This is a genomic window from Truepera radiovictrix DSM 17093 (assembly GCF_000092425.1).
In the GTDB taxonomy this organism is placed as follows: domain Bacteria; phylum Deinococcota; class Deinococci; order Deinococcales; family Trueperaceae; genus Truepera; species Truepera radiovictrix.
The window spans coordinates 2252500-2268708 of sequence record NC_014221.1 but is presented as its reverse complement, the minus strand read 5'-3'; the positions used below and the strand labels follow the sequence as shown (position 1 = coordinate 2268708).

Annotated in this window: 14 protein-coding genes and 2 tRNA genes; 11 read left to right on the top strand and 5 right to left on the bottom strand. The window is 67.0% G+C overall.

What is annotated here, in order from left to right; translation table 11 throughout:
* Positions 1 to 3: 3 nt before the first annotated feature.
* From TRAD_RS10395 to TRAD_RS10375, 5 genes are all read left to right on the top strand, one after another.
* Positions 4 to 1140 carry a Gfo/Idh/MocA family protein gene (locus tag TRAD_RS10395; protein WP_013178573.1) on the top strand — a complete coding sequence of 379 codons (1137 nt, stop codon included), beginning with the start codon at positions 4 to 6 and terminating at the stop codon, positions 1138 to 1140.
* The gene (locus tag TRAD_RS10390; protein ID WP_013178572.1) at positions 1137 to 1787 is read left to right on the top strand and encodes a ThuA domain-containing protein; all 651 of its coding nucleotides are present in this window, start codon (positions 1137 to 1139) and stop codon (positions 1785 to 1787) included. The genes TRAD_RS10395 and TRAD_RS10390 overlap by 4 nt, the downstream gene beginning before the upstream one ends.
* Before the next feature lie 87 nt (positions 1788 to 1874).
* The gene (xylA, locus tag TRAD_RS10385) at positions 1875 to 3035 is read left to right on the top strand and encodes a xylose isomerase (protein WP_013178571.1); all 1161 of its coding nucleotides are present in this window, start codon (positions 1875 to 1877) and stop codon (positions 3033 to 3035) included.
* Positions 3035 to 4411, top strand: a complete 1377-nt coding sequence (locus TRAD_RS10380) for a GH1 family beta-glucosidase (protein WP_013178570.1) — start codon at positions 3035 to 3037, stop codon at positions 4409 to 4411. The genes xylA and TRAD_RS10380 overlap by 1 nt, the downstream gene beginning before the upstream one ends.
* Before the next feature lie 70 nt (positions 4412 to 4481).
* Positions 4482 to 4558: transfer RNA gene (locus TRAD_RS10375), tRNA-Arg, on the top strand.
* Positions 4559 to 4859: 301 nt separating this feature from the next.
* Here the strand turns inward: TRAD_RS10375 and TRAD_RS10370 are convergent.
* Positions 4860 to 4947: transfer RNA gene (locus tag TRAD_RS10370), tRNA-Leu, on the bottom strand.
* Positions 4948 to 5023: 76 nt separating this feature from the next.
* On the opposite strand from TRAD_RS10370, the gene trmH reads away from it, so the two are divergent.
* From trmH to TRAD_RS15325, 3 genes are read left to right on the top strand one after another with little or no spacing between them, the layout of a single operon-like run.
* Positions 5024 to 5686: a tRNA (guanosine(18)-2'-O)-methyltransferase TrmH gene (gene trmH / locus TRAD_RS10365; RefSeq protein WP_041947250.1), complete on the top strand. Its 663-nt coding sequence runs from the start codon at positions 5024 to 5026 to the stop codon at positions 5684 to 5686.
* Positions 5687 to 5732: 46 nt separating this feature from the next.
* Positions 5733 to 6968, top strand: coding sequence for a PQQ-dependent sugar dehydrogenase (locus tag TRAD_RS10360; RefSeq protein WP_013178568.1), 1236 nt, complete (start codon positions 5733 to 5735; stop codon positions 6966 to 6968).
* A complete protein-coding gene (locus TRAD_RS15325; protein ID WP_013178567.1) occupies positions 6968 to 7393 on the top strand; it encodes an SRPBCC family protein in 426 nt (141 codons plus the stop codon). Before TRAD_RS10360 ends, TRAD_RS15325 begins: the two co-directional genes overlap by 1 nt.
* A gap of 367 nt (positions 7394 to 7760) precedes the next feature.
* Here the strand turns inward: TRAD_RS15325 and TRAD_RS10355 are convergent, their stop codons facing one another.
* Positions 7761 to 8000 (bottom strand): cold-shock protein, encoded by a 240-nt coding sequence (locus TRAD_RS10355; RefSeq protein WP_013178566.1) that lies wholly within the window; start codon positions 7998 to 8000, stop codon positions 7761 to 7763.
* 188 nt (positions 8001 to 8188) lie between these two features.
* Between TRAD_RS10355 and TRAD_RS10350 the strand changes: the two genes are divergently transcribed.
* Genes TRAD_RS10350 through lipA form a run of 3 tightly spaced genes read left to right on the top strand, consistent with a single transcriptional unit; the run spans position 8189 to position 10513 of the window.
* The gene (locus TRAD_RS10350) at positions 8189 to 8767 is read left to right on the top strand and encodes a hypothetical protein (RefSeq protein ID WP_013178565.1); all 579 of its coding nucleotides are present in this window, start codon (positions 8189 to 8191) and stop codon (positions 8765 to 8767) included.
* Between the two features lie 58 nt (positions 8768 to 8825).
* The gene (gene lipB, locus TRAD_RS10345) at positions 8826 to 9506 is read left to right on the top strand and encodes a lipoyl(octanoyl) transferase LipB (protein ID WP_049773097.1); all 681 of its coding nucleotides are present in this window, start codon (positions 8826 to 8828) and stop codon (positions 9504 to 9506) included.
* A 29-nt stretch (positions 9507 to 9535) separates the two neighbouring features.
* Complete coding sequence (lipA, locus tag TRAD_RS10340; protein WP_049773197.1) at positions 9536 to 10513, top strand: lipoyl synthase; 978 nt, start codon at positions 9536 to 9538, stop codon at positions 10511 to 10513.
* Positions 10514 to 10686: 173 nt separating this feature from the next.
* Here lipA and TRAD_RS10335 read toward each other — a convergent pair whose 3' ends face one another.
* From TRAD_RS10335 to TRAD_RS10325, 3 genes are all read right to left on the bottom strand, one after another.
* Positions 10687 to 11262, bottom strand: a complete 576-nt coding sequence (locus TRAD_RS10335) for a DUF305 domain-containing protein (RefSeq protein WP_013178562.1) — start codon at positions 11260 to 11262, stop codon at positions 10687 to 10689.
* Between the two features lie 56 nt (positions 11263 to 11318).
* The gene (locus tag TRAD_RS10330; protein WP_013178561.1) at positions 11319 to 13847 is read right to left on the bottom strand and encodes a heavy metal translocating P-type ATPase; all 2529 of its coding nucleotides are present in this window, start codon (positions 13845 to 13847) and stop codon (positions 11319 to 11321) included.
* 183 nt (positions 13848 to 14030) lie between these two features.
* Positions 14031 to 16190, bottom strand: coding sequence for a copper-translocating P-type ATPase (locus TRAD_RS10325; RefSeq protein WP_013178560.1), 2160 nt, complete (start codon positions 16188 to 16190; stop codon positions 14031 to 14033).
* Positions 16191 to 16209: the final 19 nt, after the last annotated feature.

Here is a 16209-nt window from a genome sequence, read left to right as displayed (position 1 = left end):
CCCATGACGCCGCACCGGCCCGAGCCGAAGGTCAAAGTCGGCCTCATCGGCTGCGGCACCATCAGCGATGCGTACGTTAGGACCGTCCGAACGTTTCCCGTGCTGGGGCTCGTCGCGTGCGCCGACCGGATCCCCGAGGCCGCCCTCAGCGCGTCCCGGCGGTGGGGCGTCGAGGCGCAGCCGGTCGAAGCGCTGCTCGCCAGAGGCGACCTCGACATCGTCCTCAACCTCACCGTGCCGCAAGCCCACGCCGAGGTGACGCGCGCCGCCCTCGAGGCGGGCAAACACGTGCACGTCGAGAAGCCGCTGGCGCTGAACCGCGACGAGGGCCGCGCCGTGCTGGACAAGGCCGCCGAGCTAGGGCTCCGGGTGAGCTGCGCCCCCGACACCTTTTTGGGGGCGGGGTTGCAGACCGCCCGCTTTGTTCTCGACAGCGGCGCCATCGGCCGGGTGGTGGCCGGTACGGCCTTTATGATGATCCCCGGCCACGAGCGCTGGCACCCCAACCCCGACTTCTACTACCGCCGGGGCGGCGGTCCCCTGTTCGACATGGGGCCCTACTACCTCACGGCGCTCGTGCACCTCTTGGGGCCGGTGCGCCGGGTGAGCGCGGCGGCGGCGATGAGCTACCCTACGCGCACCATCATGAGCGAACCGCGGCGCGGCGAGGTGATCCCGGTGGAGGTGCCGACACACGTCTCCGGAACTTTAGAGTTTCATAGCGGCGCGCTCGTCACGCTGGTGATGAGTTTCGACGTCCACCACCACACCCATCACCCCATTGAGCTGCACGGGGAGCTGGGCAGCTTGCAGGTGCCCGACCCCAACCACTTCGGCGGCGAGGTCCGGGTGCGGGCAGCAGGTGCCGAGGCGTGGGAACCCCAGGAACCGGTCAACGCCTACACCGACAACATGCGCGGTATCGGCGCCGCCGACCTGGCGCACGCGCTCCTCGCAGGCCGGCCCCACCGCTGTCACGGCGAGCTGGCGTTTCACGTTCTAGACACCATGCAGTCGCTCCATGAGGCCGCCGAACGCGGAACACACGTCACCATCCAGAGCCGCTGCGAGCGCCCCGAACCGCTGCCCTTAGGGGTCGGCCAGGGGAGGCTCGAGGCGGCGGTGAGCGCGACCTCATGAAGCGCGCGCTGATCAACTGGGGCGGCTGGGAGGGGCACGAGCCGGAGGCGTGCGCCGAGCTCTTCGCGGGCTTGCTGCGCCGCGAGGGGTTTGCGGTCGACGTCGTCTCCGACCTGGGCGTCTACACCGACGACGCCTACATGACGTCGCTGCACCTCATCGTACCGATCTGGACGATGAGCCAGATCACGCCGGAGCAGGAGGCGGGGCTGCTCGGTGCCGTGCGCGGCGGGGTGGGCATAGCGGGGTGGCACGGCGGCATGGCCGACGCGTTCCGGCAGAGCGTCGCCTACCAGTGGATGGTCGGTGGGCAGTGGGTGGCGCACCCGGGGGACATCATCCCCTACCGGGTGAACATCCGAGATCACCACGACCCCATCACCCAGGGTTTGGACGACTTTGACATGGTTTCGGAGCAGTACTATATGCACGTCGACCCGAGCAACGAGGTGCTGGCGACGACGACCTTTTCGGGGGAGTACGGCAATGCTCCGTGGATCGCTGGAACGGTCATGCCGGTGGTGTGGAAGCGCCGCTTCGGGGCCGGACGGGTGTTCTACTCGTCGTTGGGCCACGTGCGCCAGGACTTCGAGGTGCCGGAGGCGAGGACGATAATGCTCAGGGGGATGCTCTGGGCGGCGCGTTAAGCGGCTAAACGGTTCGATTCGAGAGGTGCGCCCTGAAAAAGACGCCTCGGCGGGCGCACACTATCTTCGCTTGTTTAGGAGGTTTTCATGACCCGCACCCCGCAGAAGAGCGACAAGTTTACCTTCGGCCTCTGGACGGTCGGCAACGTCGGCCGCGACCCCTTCGGCGAACCCACCCGCGCCGCTTTGGACCCCACCTACAGCCTGCAGCAGCTCGCCGAAAGGGGCGCTTACGGCGTCTCGCTGCACGACAACGACCTCGTCCCACAGGGCGCCTCGGCCCAGGAGCGTGACCGTATCGTCGGCACGTTTAAGCGGGCGCTCGCTGACACCGGCCTCAAGGTCACCATGGCGACGACCAACCTCTTCACCGACCCGGTGTTTAAAGACGGCGCCTTTACGAGCGCCGACGCCCGCGTCCGCGCCTACGCGCTGCAGAAGACGATGCGCGCCATGGACCTCGGCGCCGAGCTGGGCGCTGAGGTGTACGTCTTCTGGGGGGGGCGTGAGGGCGCGGAGGTCGACGCTGGCGGCAAGCTCCTCGACGCTTTGGGCTGGTTTCGCGACGCCTTGAACTTTTTGGCGGCCTACTCGGAGAGCCAGGGTTACGGCTTCCGCTTCGCTTTAGAACCCAAACCCAACGAGCCGCGGGGGGACATCTTCCTCCCCACCGTGGGCAGCGCGCTGGGCTTTATCACCACCCTCGAGCGCCCCGAGCTCTTCGGGCTCAACCCCGAGTTTGCCCACGAGACGATGGCCGGGCTTTCCTTCCCGCACGCGCTGGCCCAAGCGCTCGACGCGGGCAAGCTCTTTCACGTCGACCTCAACGACCAGAAGATGAGCCGCTTCGACCAAGACTTGCGCTTCGGTGCCGAAAACCTCAAGGCGGCCTTTTTTACCGTTATGCTGCTCGAGGAGTCCGGTTACGACGGCCCCAAGCACTTCGACGCGCACGCGCTACGCACCGAGGACGAGGCGGGGGTGTGGGCCTTCGCCGAAGGGTGTATGAAGACCTACCTGCTCCTTAAAGAGAAGGTCGAGCGCTTTAAGGAGGACCCCGACATCAAGGCCGCTCTGGAGGCGTACCGCGTCCGCGACGAGCGGTTGGAGGCGCTCGGGCGCTTTAGCCCCGAGAACGCCGAGGCGCTGAAAGCCGAGGCGTTCGACCTGCCCGCCCTCCGGACTCGGGGGCCGGGGCTCGAGCGGCTCGACCAGCTCACCGTCGAGCTCCTGTTGGGGGCGAGATAATGCCCGCCGAGCGTGCGACGGACACCGCTACGGAACCGTCGGGGGGCTTTCCGCCGGGGTTCGTCTGGGGCGTGGCGACGGCGGCCTTTCAGATCGAGGGGGCGACGCACGAAGACGGGCGCGGGCCGAGCATCTGGGACACCTTCTGCGCCACCCCCGGCCGGATCGAGGGCGGCGACACCGGCGAGGTCGCCTGCGATCACTTCCACCGCTGGGAGAGCGACCTAGACCTCATCGCGAGCTTAAACGTTCAGTCCTACCGCTTTTCGGTCGCCTGGCCGCGCGTCTTCCCCGAGGGGCGGGGGCAGGTCAACGTCAAGGGGCTCGACTTCTACGACCGTCTGGTCGACGGGATGTTAGAGCGCGGCCTGCAACCCAACGCCACCCTCTACCACTGGGACCTGCCACAGGCGCTGCAAGACCGCGGGGGCTGGGGCTCGCGCGACACCGCCTACGCTTTCGCCGACTACGCTGAGGTCGTCACCAAGCGCCTCGGCGACCGCCTCGCTTTTTGCGCGACCTTTAACGAGCCGTGGTGCATCGCCATCTTGGGTCACGCCACCGGTGAGCACGCACCCGGGTTGCGCGACCCCCAGCTCGCCCTCAGGGTCGCCCACCACCTCTACGTGGCCCACGGCCTCGCGCTGCCGCGGCTGCGCGCGAACGCGCCCGGCGCAGAGCACGGTATCGTCCTCAACCTCACGCCCAGCTACCCGGCGAGCGAGGCGCCCGAAGACGAGGCGGCGGCGGCGCGCTTCGACGGCTTTTTCAACCGCTGGTTTCTGGACCCCCTCCTAAAAGGCAGCTACCCGCAGGACCTGTGGGAGGGGTACGGCGACGCCGTACCGGAGATCGCGGCGGGCGACCTCGAGAGCTTCGCGCAGCCCCTCGACTTTCTGGGCGTCAACTACTACTCCCGCGCCGTCGTCGCCCACGATGAAGCGTGGCCGCACTTTCGGAACGTCCCGGCGGGCGAGGCGCACACCGATATGGGCTGGGAGGTCTTCCCACAGGGGCTCACCGACCTGCTCGTGCGGCTAAAGCGCGACTACGCGTTGCCCCCCCTGTACATCACCGAAAACGGCGCCGCCTACCCCGACCGCCTCGAGGGGGGGCGCGTTCATGACCCCGAGCGCGTCCGCTACTACGCCCTGCACCTCACCGCCCTCCAGGAGGCCATGCGCCAAGGGGTCGATGTGCGCGGCTACTACGCCTGGAGCCTCATGGACAACTTCGAGTGGGCCAAGGGCTACAGCAAGCGCTTCGGCCTCTTTTACGTCGATTACGCCACCCAAGAGCGCGTGCTCAAGGAGAGCGGGGCGTGGTACCGCGAGGTGGTGCGCGCGAATGGTCAGGGGCTCGAGGTTCCGCAATAACGTGCGGCCGCGTTGCCCCGCTAGGGCCCTGGTAGGGTAAACTAAGGGCGTCGGCCCGGCCGACGCCCATGCACCAGTAGCTCAGCTGGATAGAGCAGTCGCCTTCTAAGCGATAGGTCGAGGGTTCGAGTCCTTCCTGGTGCACCACCATAAAATCCGTCAGGGACGGTAAAAGAGGGACAGTAAAAGTAAGACCCGCCGGAAGTGGCGGGTGCTCTTTTTGGGGGGTTGCACCTACGGGATGGCTTTAGTGCGGCTCACCGCGTCCGGTGAGGAGCCGTGACGACGAGAGGCGTGCGCGCAGCGCTTCAGGGTAAGGGGCTTTGTCTACGACCTCGGGGCTCTCCGGAGGCGCTTTGACAAGCGGAGGGAGCCGGGTGTTCACGTGTTCTATAGAGCAAGCAAAGAGCCCGACGCGGGTGTTGCGTCGGGCTCCTGTAGTGTGGCGTGGTGCCGAGGAGGGGACTTGAACCCCTACCTCCTCAACGGAGACCAGCCCCTCAAGCTGGCGCGTCTACCTATTCCGCCACCTCGGCGCAGCAAGGGTGATAATACTTGCTGCGCCGGGAGCTGTCAAGGCCGTGTGGACACCGACGGCGGTATGCTTGAGTGGTGACGAAAGAGCGGTACGACAAGATCCTCCGCGTTTTGAAAAAGCGCCAGCGCGACCTCAGCGTGCTCGCCGAAAACGTGCATAAACCGCACAACCTCTCCGCCATGCTCCGCACCTGCGACGCCGTAGGTATCGGGGTGGTGCACGCGCTCAACCCGACGGGCGGCGTGCCGACCTTTAACGAGACCTCGGCGAGCGCCCACAAGTGGGTCGAGCTGCGGGTGCATGGGTCGCTCGCCGAAGCGCGCGCGGCGCTCGGGGGGGTGCAGCTTTTGGCCGCGCACTTTTCAGGGCGCGCTCTAGACTACCGCGAGGTCGACTACACAAGGCCGACCTGCGTGCTCTTCGGCAACGAAAAGCACGGCGTCTCCCGCGAGGCCGCGGACGCCGCCGACGCGCACATCGTCATCCCGATGCTCGGGATGGTGCAGTCGCTTAACGTCTCCGTGGCAGCAGCGGTTATCCTCTTCGAGGCGCAGCGCCAGCGCCTGCAGGCGGGGCTGTACGACGCGCCGCAGCTCAGCGAGAGAGAGCTGCACGCGTGGGCGTTTCGTTGGCTCTACCCGCGCCAAGCGGCGCTCTTCGAGGCGCAGGGGCTGCCCTACCCGCCGCTCGGTGACGATGGCAGCATCCTTGCGGCGGCGCCACCCGACGCGCGCTAACAGCCCCTGCGGCGCCTTTCGGTTAAGGTGCGTTGGGGAGGTTTCGATGCGCTTAGCGACCCTTTGCCGGCCTAGCGGCCTTCTGCTTCTCGGTACCCTCATCGCCTGCCACACACCCCAAGCGGGGGCGGGGACGCCCCCACCCGACGCGCCGCCCACACCACCCGGGCCCGCCGACGTGCGCGTCGCGCTCGAGCCGGTCACCTCCGAGCTCGAGCAGCCCACCAGCGTCACCCATGCGGGCGACGGATCCGATAGACTTTTTGTCACGCAAAAAACCGGCCTCATCCGGGTGATCGAAGGGGGAGCGCTTCGTGAGGCGCCCTTTCTCGACCTCTCGAGCCGCGTTTCGACGACCAGCGAACAGGGGCTTTTGGGGCTCGCGTTTAGCCCCGACTACGCCGACGACGGGCGGCTGTTCGTCAACTACACCGACCTAGAGGGCGACACGGTGATCGCCGAGTTTACCGTCTCAGGTGACCCCAACCTCGCCGACCCCGCTTCCGAGCGGGTGCTGTTGACGGTCGCGCAACCCTACGCCAACCATAACGGCGGCGGTCTCGCCTTCGGTCCGGACGGCTACCTCTACATCGGTCTGGGCGACGGCGGCGCTGGCGGCGACCCGGAGGGGAACGGTCAGGACCCCCGCACGCTGCTCGGCTCGCTTCTGCGCATCGACGTCAATACGCGCGGCGACGGCGAGACGGCAGGGTGGGCCTACGCGGTGCCGAACGATAACCCCTTCGTCGGCCGCGCGGACGCCGCCCCCGAGACGTGGGCGTACGGGTTGCGCAACCCTTGGGGCTTCTCGTTCGACCGCGAAACCGGGGACTTGTGGATCGCCGACGTCGGTCAAAACGCCTTTGAGGAGGTCAACCGTCAGCCTGCGGGGGGCCCCGGCGGCGAGAACTACGGTTGGAACCGCATGGAGGGCCCTCACTGCTTCGACCCGGCCGCCCCGCGCGAGCCGCCCGAGCGCTGCGACCAGACCGGGCTGACGCTGCCGGTGCTCTCCTACAGCCACGCCTCCGGCGACGGCCGCTCCGTCACGGGCGGGTACGTCTACCGCGGCGCGGCCCTGCCCGAACTCCGCGGCAGCTACGTCTTCGGCGACTTTGTGAGCGGTAACATCTGGCGCGCCGTGCCGGAGGGCGACGGGTACACCCGCGCGCTCCTTTTGGAGGCGGCCTTTCCGGTCGTCGCTTTCGGTGAGGACGAGTCGGGTGAGCTCTACGTCGCGGACTTCGGCGGCGCGCTCTACCGCTTCGTCGCGGCGGAGTAGTGGATCACCTGACGACCGCCGACGGCCGCCTCCGCATCTGGGAGACCTACCGCGGCGTGCCGCCGGAGGCGCTCTTTACCTACTGGGTCGAACCGGCCAAGCTGCGCCTCTGGGGGCCGCCGGAGGCGAGCGTCGACGCGCGGGTGGGGGGGAGCTACCGCTACGGTTTTCCGGAGGGAGCGGTGACGGGGACCTTCGCGGAGGTGATCGCCGGAAATCGGCTCGCCTTCTCCTGGCGCTCACCCGGCGAGGCCGAGCGGCAGGTGGTCGTGGACTTTGAGCGGCGCGACGCGGGGACGCTGCTGACCCTGACCCAGGGGCCCTACGGGCGCGATGAGGCGGAGGCGCGCAGACGGCAGCTCGAGCGTTGGCAGGAGTCCCTGGTGCGGTTAAGGAGCGCGCTCACGCTGGAGCGGCGCGGCTAAGTATCTCCTGGTTGAGCTTTAGATCAACCCGAGCGGAGCGAGTCAGGAAGAGAGTACGTCTCGGCGGTAATGGAGAGCTTCAGCGTTCTTTGCTGAAGCTCGCAATGTTAGCCGGGAGGTACTTAGTCACCCCACCCGAGGCGCGTGCAAGGGGAGATGGCGGCCATTCTATGAGGGTCTATGATGCCAGCGTCGGTAGGACTAGCAGCTCCACGAGACGTGGCTACTGGTAGCCTCTCAGAGCGTGCGCGCAGCGCGCCTCTTATCAGCACGTTCTTAGCGGTGTGAGAGCGCCTCTGACCAGATACCTGCCAAATGTCAGCAAAAAGCGCCCGCGTGAAGCGGGCGCTCGTCTTTGCTGGGACGCTTAGTAGCGCGCGCCGCGCTGCGGGGCGGGGGCGGCGTTTGTCACCGTCACGTTTTTCGCCTGGAGCCCCTTTTGACCCTGTTCAACCTCGAATTCGACTTCGTCGCCCTCGTTGAGGCTGCGGTAGCCGCTACCGGTAATCGCCGAAAAGTGGCAGAACACGTCCGCGCCACCGTCGTCTTGTTCGATAAAGCCGAAGCCTTTTTCGTTGCTGAACCACTTCACTCTGCCTGTTGCCATCTTGTTACCTATCTTCCTTTTGGCGCGCTGGGCGCACCAACAAAACTCTCGAGCAAGCTCGAGCCACGACAAAGCAGCTGCTCAACCGCGGTAGCGCCACTATACTCGGATGAGGGGGCAAAGAACAAGCCTTGAGCTTCCCTTCACCTAACCCACAAAGGGTTACGAGGGCGGCGTACAATCGCGCTATGTTACCCCCACACGTCGCTCGCCGGCTCGCTGCGCTCCTCTTCTTGCTCGCTCTCTCCGCTGCTTCGGCGCAGGGGCTTTTCGGACGCGCGGCGCCGCCCGAACGCTGGGCCACCCTGGCGGCCGAACTCAGCACCTTCGGCCAAGGGGCGATGGTCGGTTACGGCCAGGAAGCCCTTTTCGGCGACAACGCCGACGCGCGCTTTAGCGTCGCCTACACCGTACAAGCCTTTAGCGGCGAGCTCGGCGCCGAGCTCGCCGCTTCGGCGCTGTCGTACACCTACCGCCCGGACGGCGCTCAGCCGCAGCTCTTTTTGATGGCCTACGGCGGCGTCGGCCCGCGCCTCTTGGTTCAGGGGGGCGTTTACGACTTTATGCGTGACGTCACGAGCACCGCGGTCGCCCTTAACGTCGGAGCGCTCGGGGGGCTCGAGGCCCGGTTGCAGCGCGTCGGCCTCTTTCTCGAGCTGCAGCTCTCGCTGCCGGCGGTGGGGCTGGTAGGGTCCAACCTCACGTTTTTCCCGCTGCCGCTGCTTACCGTGCCCAAGCTCTCGCTCGGCACCAACGTCTACTTCTAGCGCGCCTCGCGCCCCCCAAACGACGCGTGGCCTGGGGGGTGGGTGCTATCATCGGGGGGTGACGGAACTGCTCGTGCGCGACCTCGGGCGGCTCGACTACCGCGCCGCCTGGGACGTGCAGCTCGCTACCCACGCGGCGGTCGCCGAGGGGCGCCTCGCGCCGACGTTGCTCCTCGTCGAACACCCGCCGGTCATCACCTTCGGCAAAAAGGGGGGGCGCGAGCACCTGCTGGCCGACCCGGCGGCGCTCGCCGCGCAGGGGTTTTCGCTTTATGACATCGAGCGCGGCGGCGACGTGACCTATCACGGCCCCGGCCAGCTGGTGGGGTACCCGATTCTGCCCGTCGGCCGCGCCGTCAGGAGCTATTTGCGCAACCTCGAGGCGGTCATGGTCGCCGTGCTCGCCGAGTACGGCATCCCGAGCGTCGGCTCCCCCGGCTACGCGGGCGTCTGGGTCGGCGACGAGAAGGTGGTCGCCATCGGGGTCGCCATCAAACGCAACGTGTCGTTTCACGGTTTTGCCATGAACGTCGCGACCGACCTCAGCCATTTTTCCTACATCGTGCCGTGCGGCATCCGCGACAAGGGCGTGACCAGCCTGAGCGCGCTGCTCGGCCGCCCGGTCACCTTGGAGGAGGTCAAACCCAGACTCGTACGGGCGTTTTGCGAGACCTTCGGCTACACCCCCGTGCCCTTTGTCCCCTCCGACCCGACCCCAGAAACCGAGGCTAGCCTATGATCGACCCGACGGATCTGCTCGAGCTGCCCATGGCGTCGCCCGCGCCGGCGCCGCAAAGGCCCCCCAAAGTCGTGAAAAACGGCGTCTACCGCAAAGGCGCGGAGAACGAACCCAAGGTGCGCAAACCGGCGTGGCTCAAGGTCAAGCTGCCCTCGGGCGCGCGCTACAGCGAGGTTAAAAAGACCGTGCGCGAGCACCGCCTCTCGACGGTGTGCGAGGAGGCGATGTGCCCCAACATCGGCGAGTGCTGGAACGCGGGCACCGCGACGATCATGCTGATGGGGTCGGTCTGCACCCGCGCCTGCCGCTTCTGCGCGGTCGACACCGGCAACCCGAAAGGCTACCTCGACCCCGACGAACCGCGCCTGGCGGCGAGCTCGGTCAGGCTGATGGGCCTCAAGTACGTGGTGCTCACCTCCGTCGACCGCGATGACCTACCCGACGGCGGCGCGGGGCACTACGCCGCGTGCATCCGCGAGATCAAGCGCGTAAACCCGGAGACCGCCGTCGAGGCGCTCACCCCCGACTTTCAAGGCAAGACCGAGGACGTGCAGAAGGTCCTCGACGCCGGCGTCGAGGTCTACGCGCAGAACCTCGAGACGGTCCGCCGCCTCACCCACCCCGTGCGCGACCCGCGCGCCGGTTACGACCAGACGCTAAAGGTGCTCGCCTACGCCAAGCGCGCGCGCCCAGAGGTGCTGACCAAGACGAGCCTCATGCTCGGGCTCGGGGAGACGGACGCGGAGATCTTTGAAACCTTAGACGACCTGCGGGCCATCGGCGTCGACATCGTCACCTTCGGGCAGTACCTGCGTCCGACGGCGTCGCACCTGCCGGTGGCGCGCTTCGTCCCCCCTGAGGACTTCGCGCGCTACCGCGAGGAGGGGCTAAAACGCGGCTTTTTGGAGGTCGTTTCGGGTCCCTTGGTGCGCTCGTCGTACCGCGCCGAACGGGCGCTCGAAAAGAACAACGTCGGTTTGAGCAGCGCGGGGCTTGCTGCCGACTAGGTCCCGTCGACGCCTCATCCCGAAGCTTTCGCGTGGACGTTTCGGAAGGGGGAAGGGGCTCGTAGCCTGTAGCTTGTGGCCTATGGAGCACAAGCTACAGGCTGGGTGCTCGCTAGCTGGACCAGCGCTTGGATGGGGCGCGAAGGTCACCGAAACCGAGGTGCTGGGGTGCGCTACTCCCCCCCGTACCACGCCGTCAACCACCCCTGCATCTGCGTGATCTCCGCTCGCTGCGCCGCGATAATGCGCTCGGCTAAGGCGACGACCTCGCCACGTTTCTCGAAGTCGCCGTCCAGATAAGCCTGCGCCATCTCGATAGCGCCCCCGTGGTGCACGATCATGCCCTCTAAAAAGGCGCGGTCGGCTTCGTCGGGGCTGAGTCCCCTCGGGTCGGGCATCATGGGCTCGTAGACGGCGGCGGTCGCGTCCGGATACCACGCCTCGAGCCAGCCCTGGAGCAGGACGATCTCCTCGGTCTGGGTAGCGATCACGTTCTGGGCCAGTTCGCGAACTTCAGGGCGTTCGGTGGTCGCCAGCACCGCCTGGGCGCTCTCTACGGCCTCCTGGTGGTGGGGGATCATGTGGGCGATAAAGGCCTCTTCGCTGTCGACCGCCACGGTGTGCGCGGCGTGCATGTCGTGTGAGGGCTCGCCCCCCGTCTGCGGTCCTAGCCCCGTGGCCAGGGCGAGGGCTACGAAGGCGGTGCTGGCGACAAGTAAGATGAGGGTGCGCTTAAGGGTGTTGTTCACGTTTAGCTCCTTACGGCTACATCTCAGGGTTCGCTCCGATACGGGCCTCGAGGGGCTTAGGCGGCCGCCACCTGCGGCTCGGCGCGCCGCGGGGTGCCCGTGTCCGCCCGCATGGGCGGCCTAAAGCCGCGCAGCCGCAGGGCGTTGGAGAGCACGAAGACGCTCGAGACCGCCATCGCGCCCGCGGCGAGGACCGGGTTGAGCAGGACGCCGAAAAAGGGGTAGAGCACCCCGGCGGCGACGGGGATCAGGCTGGTGTTGTAGAAAAAGGCCCAGAAGAGGTTCTGCTTGATGTTGCGAATGGTGGCCTGCGAGATGCCGAGCGCGTTCGGGATGCCGCGCAGGTCGCCCGACATCAGCACCACGTCGGCGGCTTCGATGGCGATGTCGGTGCCGGTGCCGATGGCGAGGCCCACGTCGGCCTGCGCCAAGGCGGGCGCGTCGTTGATGCCGTCGCCGACGAAGGCGACCTTACGGCCCTCGCCTTGGAGGTCCTTGACGGCGTCCACTTTGCCGCCCGGGAGCACCTCGGCCAGGACCTCGTCGATACCGAGCGCGCTGGCGATGGCGACCGCGGTTCGGCGGTTGTCGCCGGTGATCATGGCGACGCGTAGGCCGAGCTTGTGAAGCGCGTGGACGGCTTCGGGCGTCGAGTCTTTGATCGGGTCTGCGACCGCGATGACGGCGGCGAGCCTCCCACCCACGGCCGCGTAGAGCGGCGTCTTGCCCTCGTCGGCCAGCCGCCCGGCCTCCTCGGCGAAGAGCGCTACGTTTAGCCCTAGCTGGGTCATGTAGCGGTCGGCGCCCACCTGCACGAGCTGCCCATTGACCCTTGCCTCGACGCCAAAGCCGGGCGTAGCGCTAAAGTCCTGCACCTCGAGCAGCCTAGCGCCCTGCGCCTTGGCGCTCGCCACGATCGCTTCGGCGATGGGGTGTTCGGAGTGCGCTTCGGCCGAAGCGACGAGCGACAGGACCTCCTTGGGCTCGAAACCACCCTGAACGCTGAAGTCGGTGAGTTCCGGCTTGCCTTTGGTCAAGGTGCCGGTCTTGTCGAGGGCGATCACCTTCGCTTCCTGGAGCGTCTGCAAGGCCGCCCCGTTGCGGAACAAGATGCCCATCTCGGCGGCCTTGCCGGTGCCCACCATGATGGAGGTCGGGGTGGCGAGGCCCATGGCGCAGGGGCAGGCGATGATCAGGACCGCCACGGCGTTGACCAGCGCAAAGGTCAGCGCGGGCTGCGGCCCGAAAAGCATCCAGACGCCGAAGGTGAGTGCGGCGATAAGCAGCACCACCGGCACGAAGTAGTTCACGACCCGGTCGACGAGCGCCTGAATCGGGACCTTGGAGCCTTGCGCGTCCTCGACCATCTTGATGATCTGGGCGAGCAGCGTCTCTGCGCCCACTTTGGTGGCCTCGAAACGGAACGCGCCGGTCTTGTTGATCGTGCCCCCGACCACCTCGTCGCCCTCGCCCTTCTGCACCGGGATCGGTTCGCCGGTGATCATCGACTCGTCCACGAACGACGACCCCGAAACCACGCGACCGTCCACGGGGATCTTCTCACCCGGCCGCACGAATACGGTGTCGCCGGGAACAACCTCATCAATGGGCAGCTCGAGCATCTGCCCCCCTCGTTCCACGCGCGCCGTCTTGGCCTGGAGCCCGAGCAGCTTTTTGATCGCCTCGCTGGTTCGGCCTTTGGCGAGGGCCTCGAGGTAGCGGCCGACCAGGATGAGGGTGATGATCATCGCGGCGGCCTCGTAGTAGACGTAGACCGTCCCGGCGGGCAGCAGCCCCGGCAGAAAGGTCGCCACCACCGAGTAGCCGTAGGCCGCTGTGGTGCCCAGCATGACCAGCGAATTCATGTCCGGGGCGCCGCGGCGCAAGGCGGGCCAGCCCTTTTGGTAAAAGCGCAAGCCGGGGCCGAACTGCACCGCGGTCGCCAGAATGAAAAACAGGTAGTACAGGGTTGCCATCGGCACGAGTCCGTGGAACCACGCGCCCAGGGGCGGGATCATCATGGGAACCATGTCCAGCAGGAAGATGGGTAGGGTCAGGGCGGCGGCTAGGGTGAGCTCGAGCCGGAGTTCCCTGCCCTCCTTCTCGCGCGCCTCGCGCTCGGTGTCGGCGCGGTCCGCGCCTGCAGCCTCCTCACGCACCTCGTAGCCCGCTTTGCGGACCGTAGCTTTGAGCTGGCCTAGATCCACCGCGTCCGGCAGATAGGTGACGCTGGCCTTTTCGGTCGCTAAGTTGACCGTAGCGTCCAGTACGCCTACCGTCTTCGTAAGCGCCCGCTCGACACGGCCCACGCAACTCGCGCAGGTCATCCCTTCGACGCTGAGGCTGGCTTGCGCTGTAACTGGCGTGTAGCCACGCTCTTTGACGGCCGTCAAAAGCGCAGGCACACCCACCCTCTGTGGGTCGAAGGTGACGTTCGCCTTTTCGGTCGCCAGGTTCACTGAAGCTTCTTCTACCCCTTCTACGTTCTTGAGGGCGCGCTCGACGCGGCCCACGCAACTCGCGCAGGTCATGCCCTGGACGCCCACGCTCAGGCGCCTCAGGTCGGTTGTCTCAGGCTGTCGCATCTCCTGGTCCTCTCACGGTGGATCACCATCCACGCTGTCAAGGTCTTATCCGTCATGGTCATCACGCTTTAAACCACCGCCGCCTGTAGCCTTTTGGGACGGTAGCGGTTTCTCCCTCTAATCTACCACCCCACCTGGGGTGGGTAGTGAGATGGAGCACAGAAGAGGCACCGGGCTCCGCACTCACGCCAGCCTCGTGCGTCTAAGGAGCACGGCGTTGACCGCGACGATCACCGTCGAGGCGCTCATGAAGACCGCGCCGACGGCAGGGGAGAGCAGAATTCCCCAGGCGTAGGCGACGCCCGCCGCGAGCGGCAGCGCGACCGCGTTATAGCCGGTGGCCCAGAAGAGGTTCTGAATCATCTTGCTGTAGGTCGCTTTGGAGAGCCGCAGGGCGCGCACCACATCGAGCGGGTCGTCCTCGATGAGGACCAGGTCCGCCGACTCGATGGCGACGTTTGTGCCCGCGCCGATGGCGACACCGAGGTCGGCTTCCAAAAGGGCGGGGGCGTCGTTGATGCCGTCGCCGACGAAGGCGGTCGGGCCGCCTTGCTTGAGCTCTCGAACGATCCGCGCCTTGTTCTCCGGCAGCACACGGGCGTGATAGCGCGCGATGCCCAGCTCCTGCGCCACGGTCTTGGCGACCGCCTCGGCGTCGCCGGTGATCATGACGGGCTGGACGCCTGCCTCCTTGAGCCGTTTCACCGCCTCCTTGGCGCTCCCACGCACCTTGTCGGCGAGGGCAAAGAGGGCGAGCACGCGCCCCTCATCCATCATGGCGATGACGCTTTCACCACGCCCCTCGGCCTCGTCAAGCCCGCGCTGAAGCTCAGGGGGGAGGCTCAACCCCCCCTCATTCACCCACTCGGGCCGCCCGATGCGGTAGCGGGTCCCGTCCACGGTTCCGGCGACGCCCTTCCCGGCGACCACCTCGAAGTCGCGCACGTCGGGAACGCCCAGGGTTCGCGCGTCGGCTTCTTCGACGATCGCCTTGCCGAGCGGGTGCTCACTACGGCCCTCGAGTGCAGCGGCCAGGGTCAGCGCCTCTTCCTCGGCCACGCCGCCCGTGTAGACGCTCCGCACCCCGAACTTGCCTTCGGTGAGCGTGCCGGTCTTGTCAAAGGCGACGATTTTGAGGTCGCGGGCGCGCTCGAACGCCTCGCGGTTGCGCACCAGGATGCCGTTTTTGGCGCTCATGGCGGTCGCGTTGACGATGACCAGCGGGATGGCGAGGCCCAGGGCGTGCGGGCAGGCCATGACCAGCACCGTCACCGTGCGGGTGATGGCGAAGTTCAGGTCGAAACCGAGCAGCAGCCAGGCTAGGAAGGTGAGCGTGCCCGCGCCCACGGCGATGTAGGTGAGCCAGCCGGCGGCGCGGTCGGCGAGGTTCTGGAAGCGGCTGCGCGACGCCTGGGCCTCTGCTACGAGGCGTTGGATCTGGCTCAGGGTGGTTTGATCGCCCGTGCGCTTCACCTCAACGGTTAAAGCCCCTTCGCCGTTCACCGCCCCGGCGACGACTTCAGCCCCCTGCTCTTTAGGGACCGGGCGCGACTCGCCGGTGAGAAAGGCTTCATTGACGCTCGAGGCGCCGTCCATCACCACGCCGTCGGCGGGAACCTGTTCACCGGGGCGGATGAGGATGCGGTCGCCCGCTCTCAACGCGTCTACTGAAACCTCTTCGGTTCTATTCCCCACGAGCTTGTGCGCGCTCACAGGCACCAGCGAGGCGAGGTGCTCGAGCGCCCTGCTGGCACCCTCTACCGAGGCCATCTCGATCCAGTGGCCCAAGACCATGATCAGGATCAAGGTGGCGAGCTCCCAGTAGAGCGGCATCCCCTCGATGACGCCGAAGGTCACCACCAGGCTGTAGAAGAACGCGACGCTGATGGCGAGCGCAATCAAGGTCATCATGCCGGGCTGCCGGGCCCGGAGTTCGCGCAGCGCGCCCTCCAGGAAGGGCCAGCCGCCATAGAAGTAGAGGATGACGCTCAAAACCGGCTGGACCCAACCCACGCCGGGAAACTGCACGGCGGTGTAGCCAAACCATTCCTGAAAGTGCATGTCGAAGTAGAGAATGGGCAGCGTGAGCGCCAGCGACAGCCAGAAGCGGTTGCGGAACATGTGGGCGCTGTGTCCGGCGTGCTTGTCGTGTCCTTCGTGCCCTTTGTGCCCGCCGTGCGCGTGATGGGCACCGTGCCCCTGGTGGCCCTGCTTGCGGGGGTCATCATGAGCGGCCCCTAACGGCCGCGCGTGCTCCACGCGGTCGCGGAGGCGCTCCCCGGTTTTCTCGAGGCTTGAAGGTCTCTCGGCCCGCGGCGAACCCGGCAACGGTTCCTCAGCCATGCGTCCTCCTATCTGTACC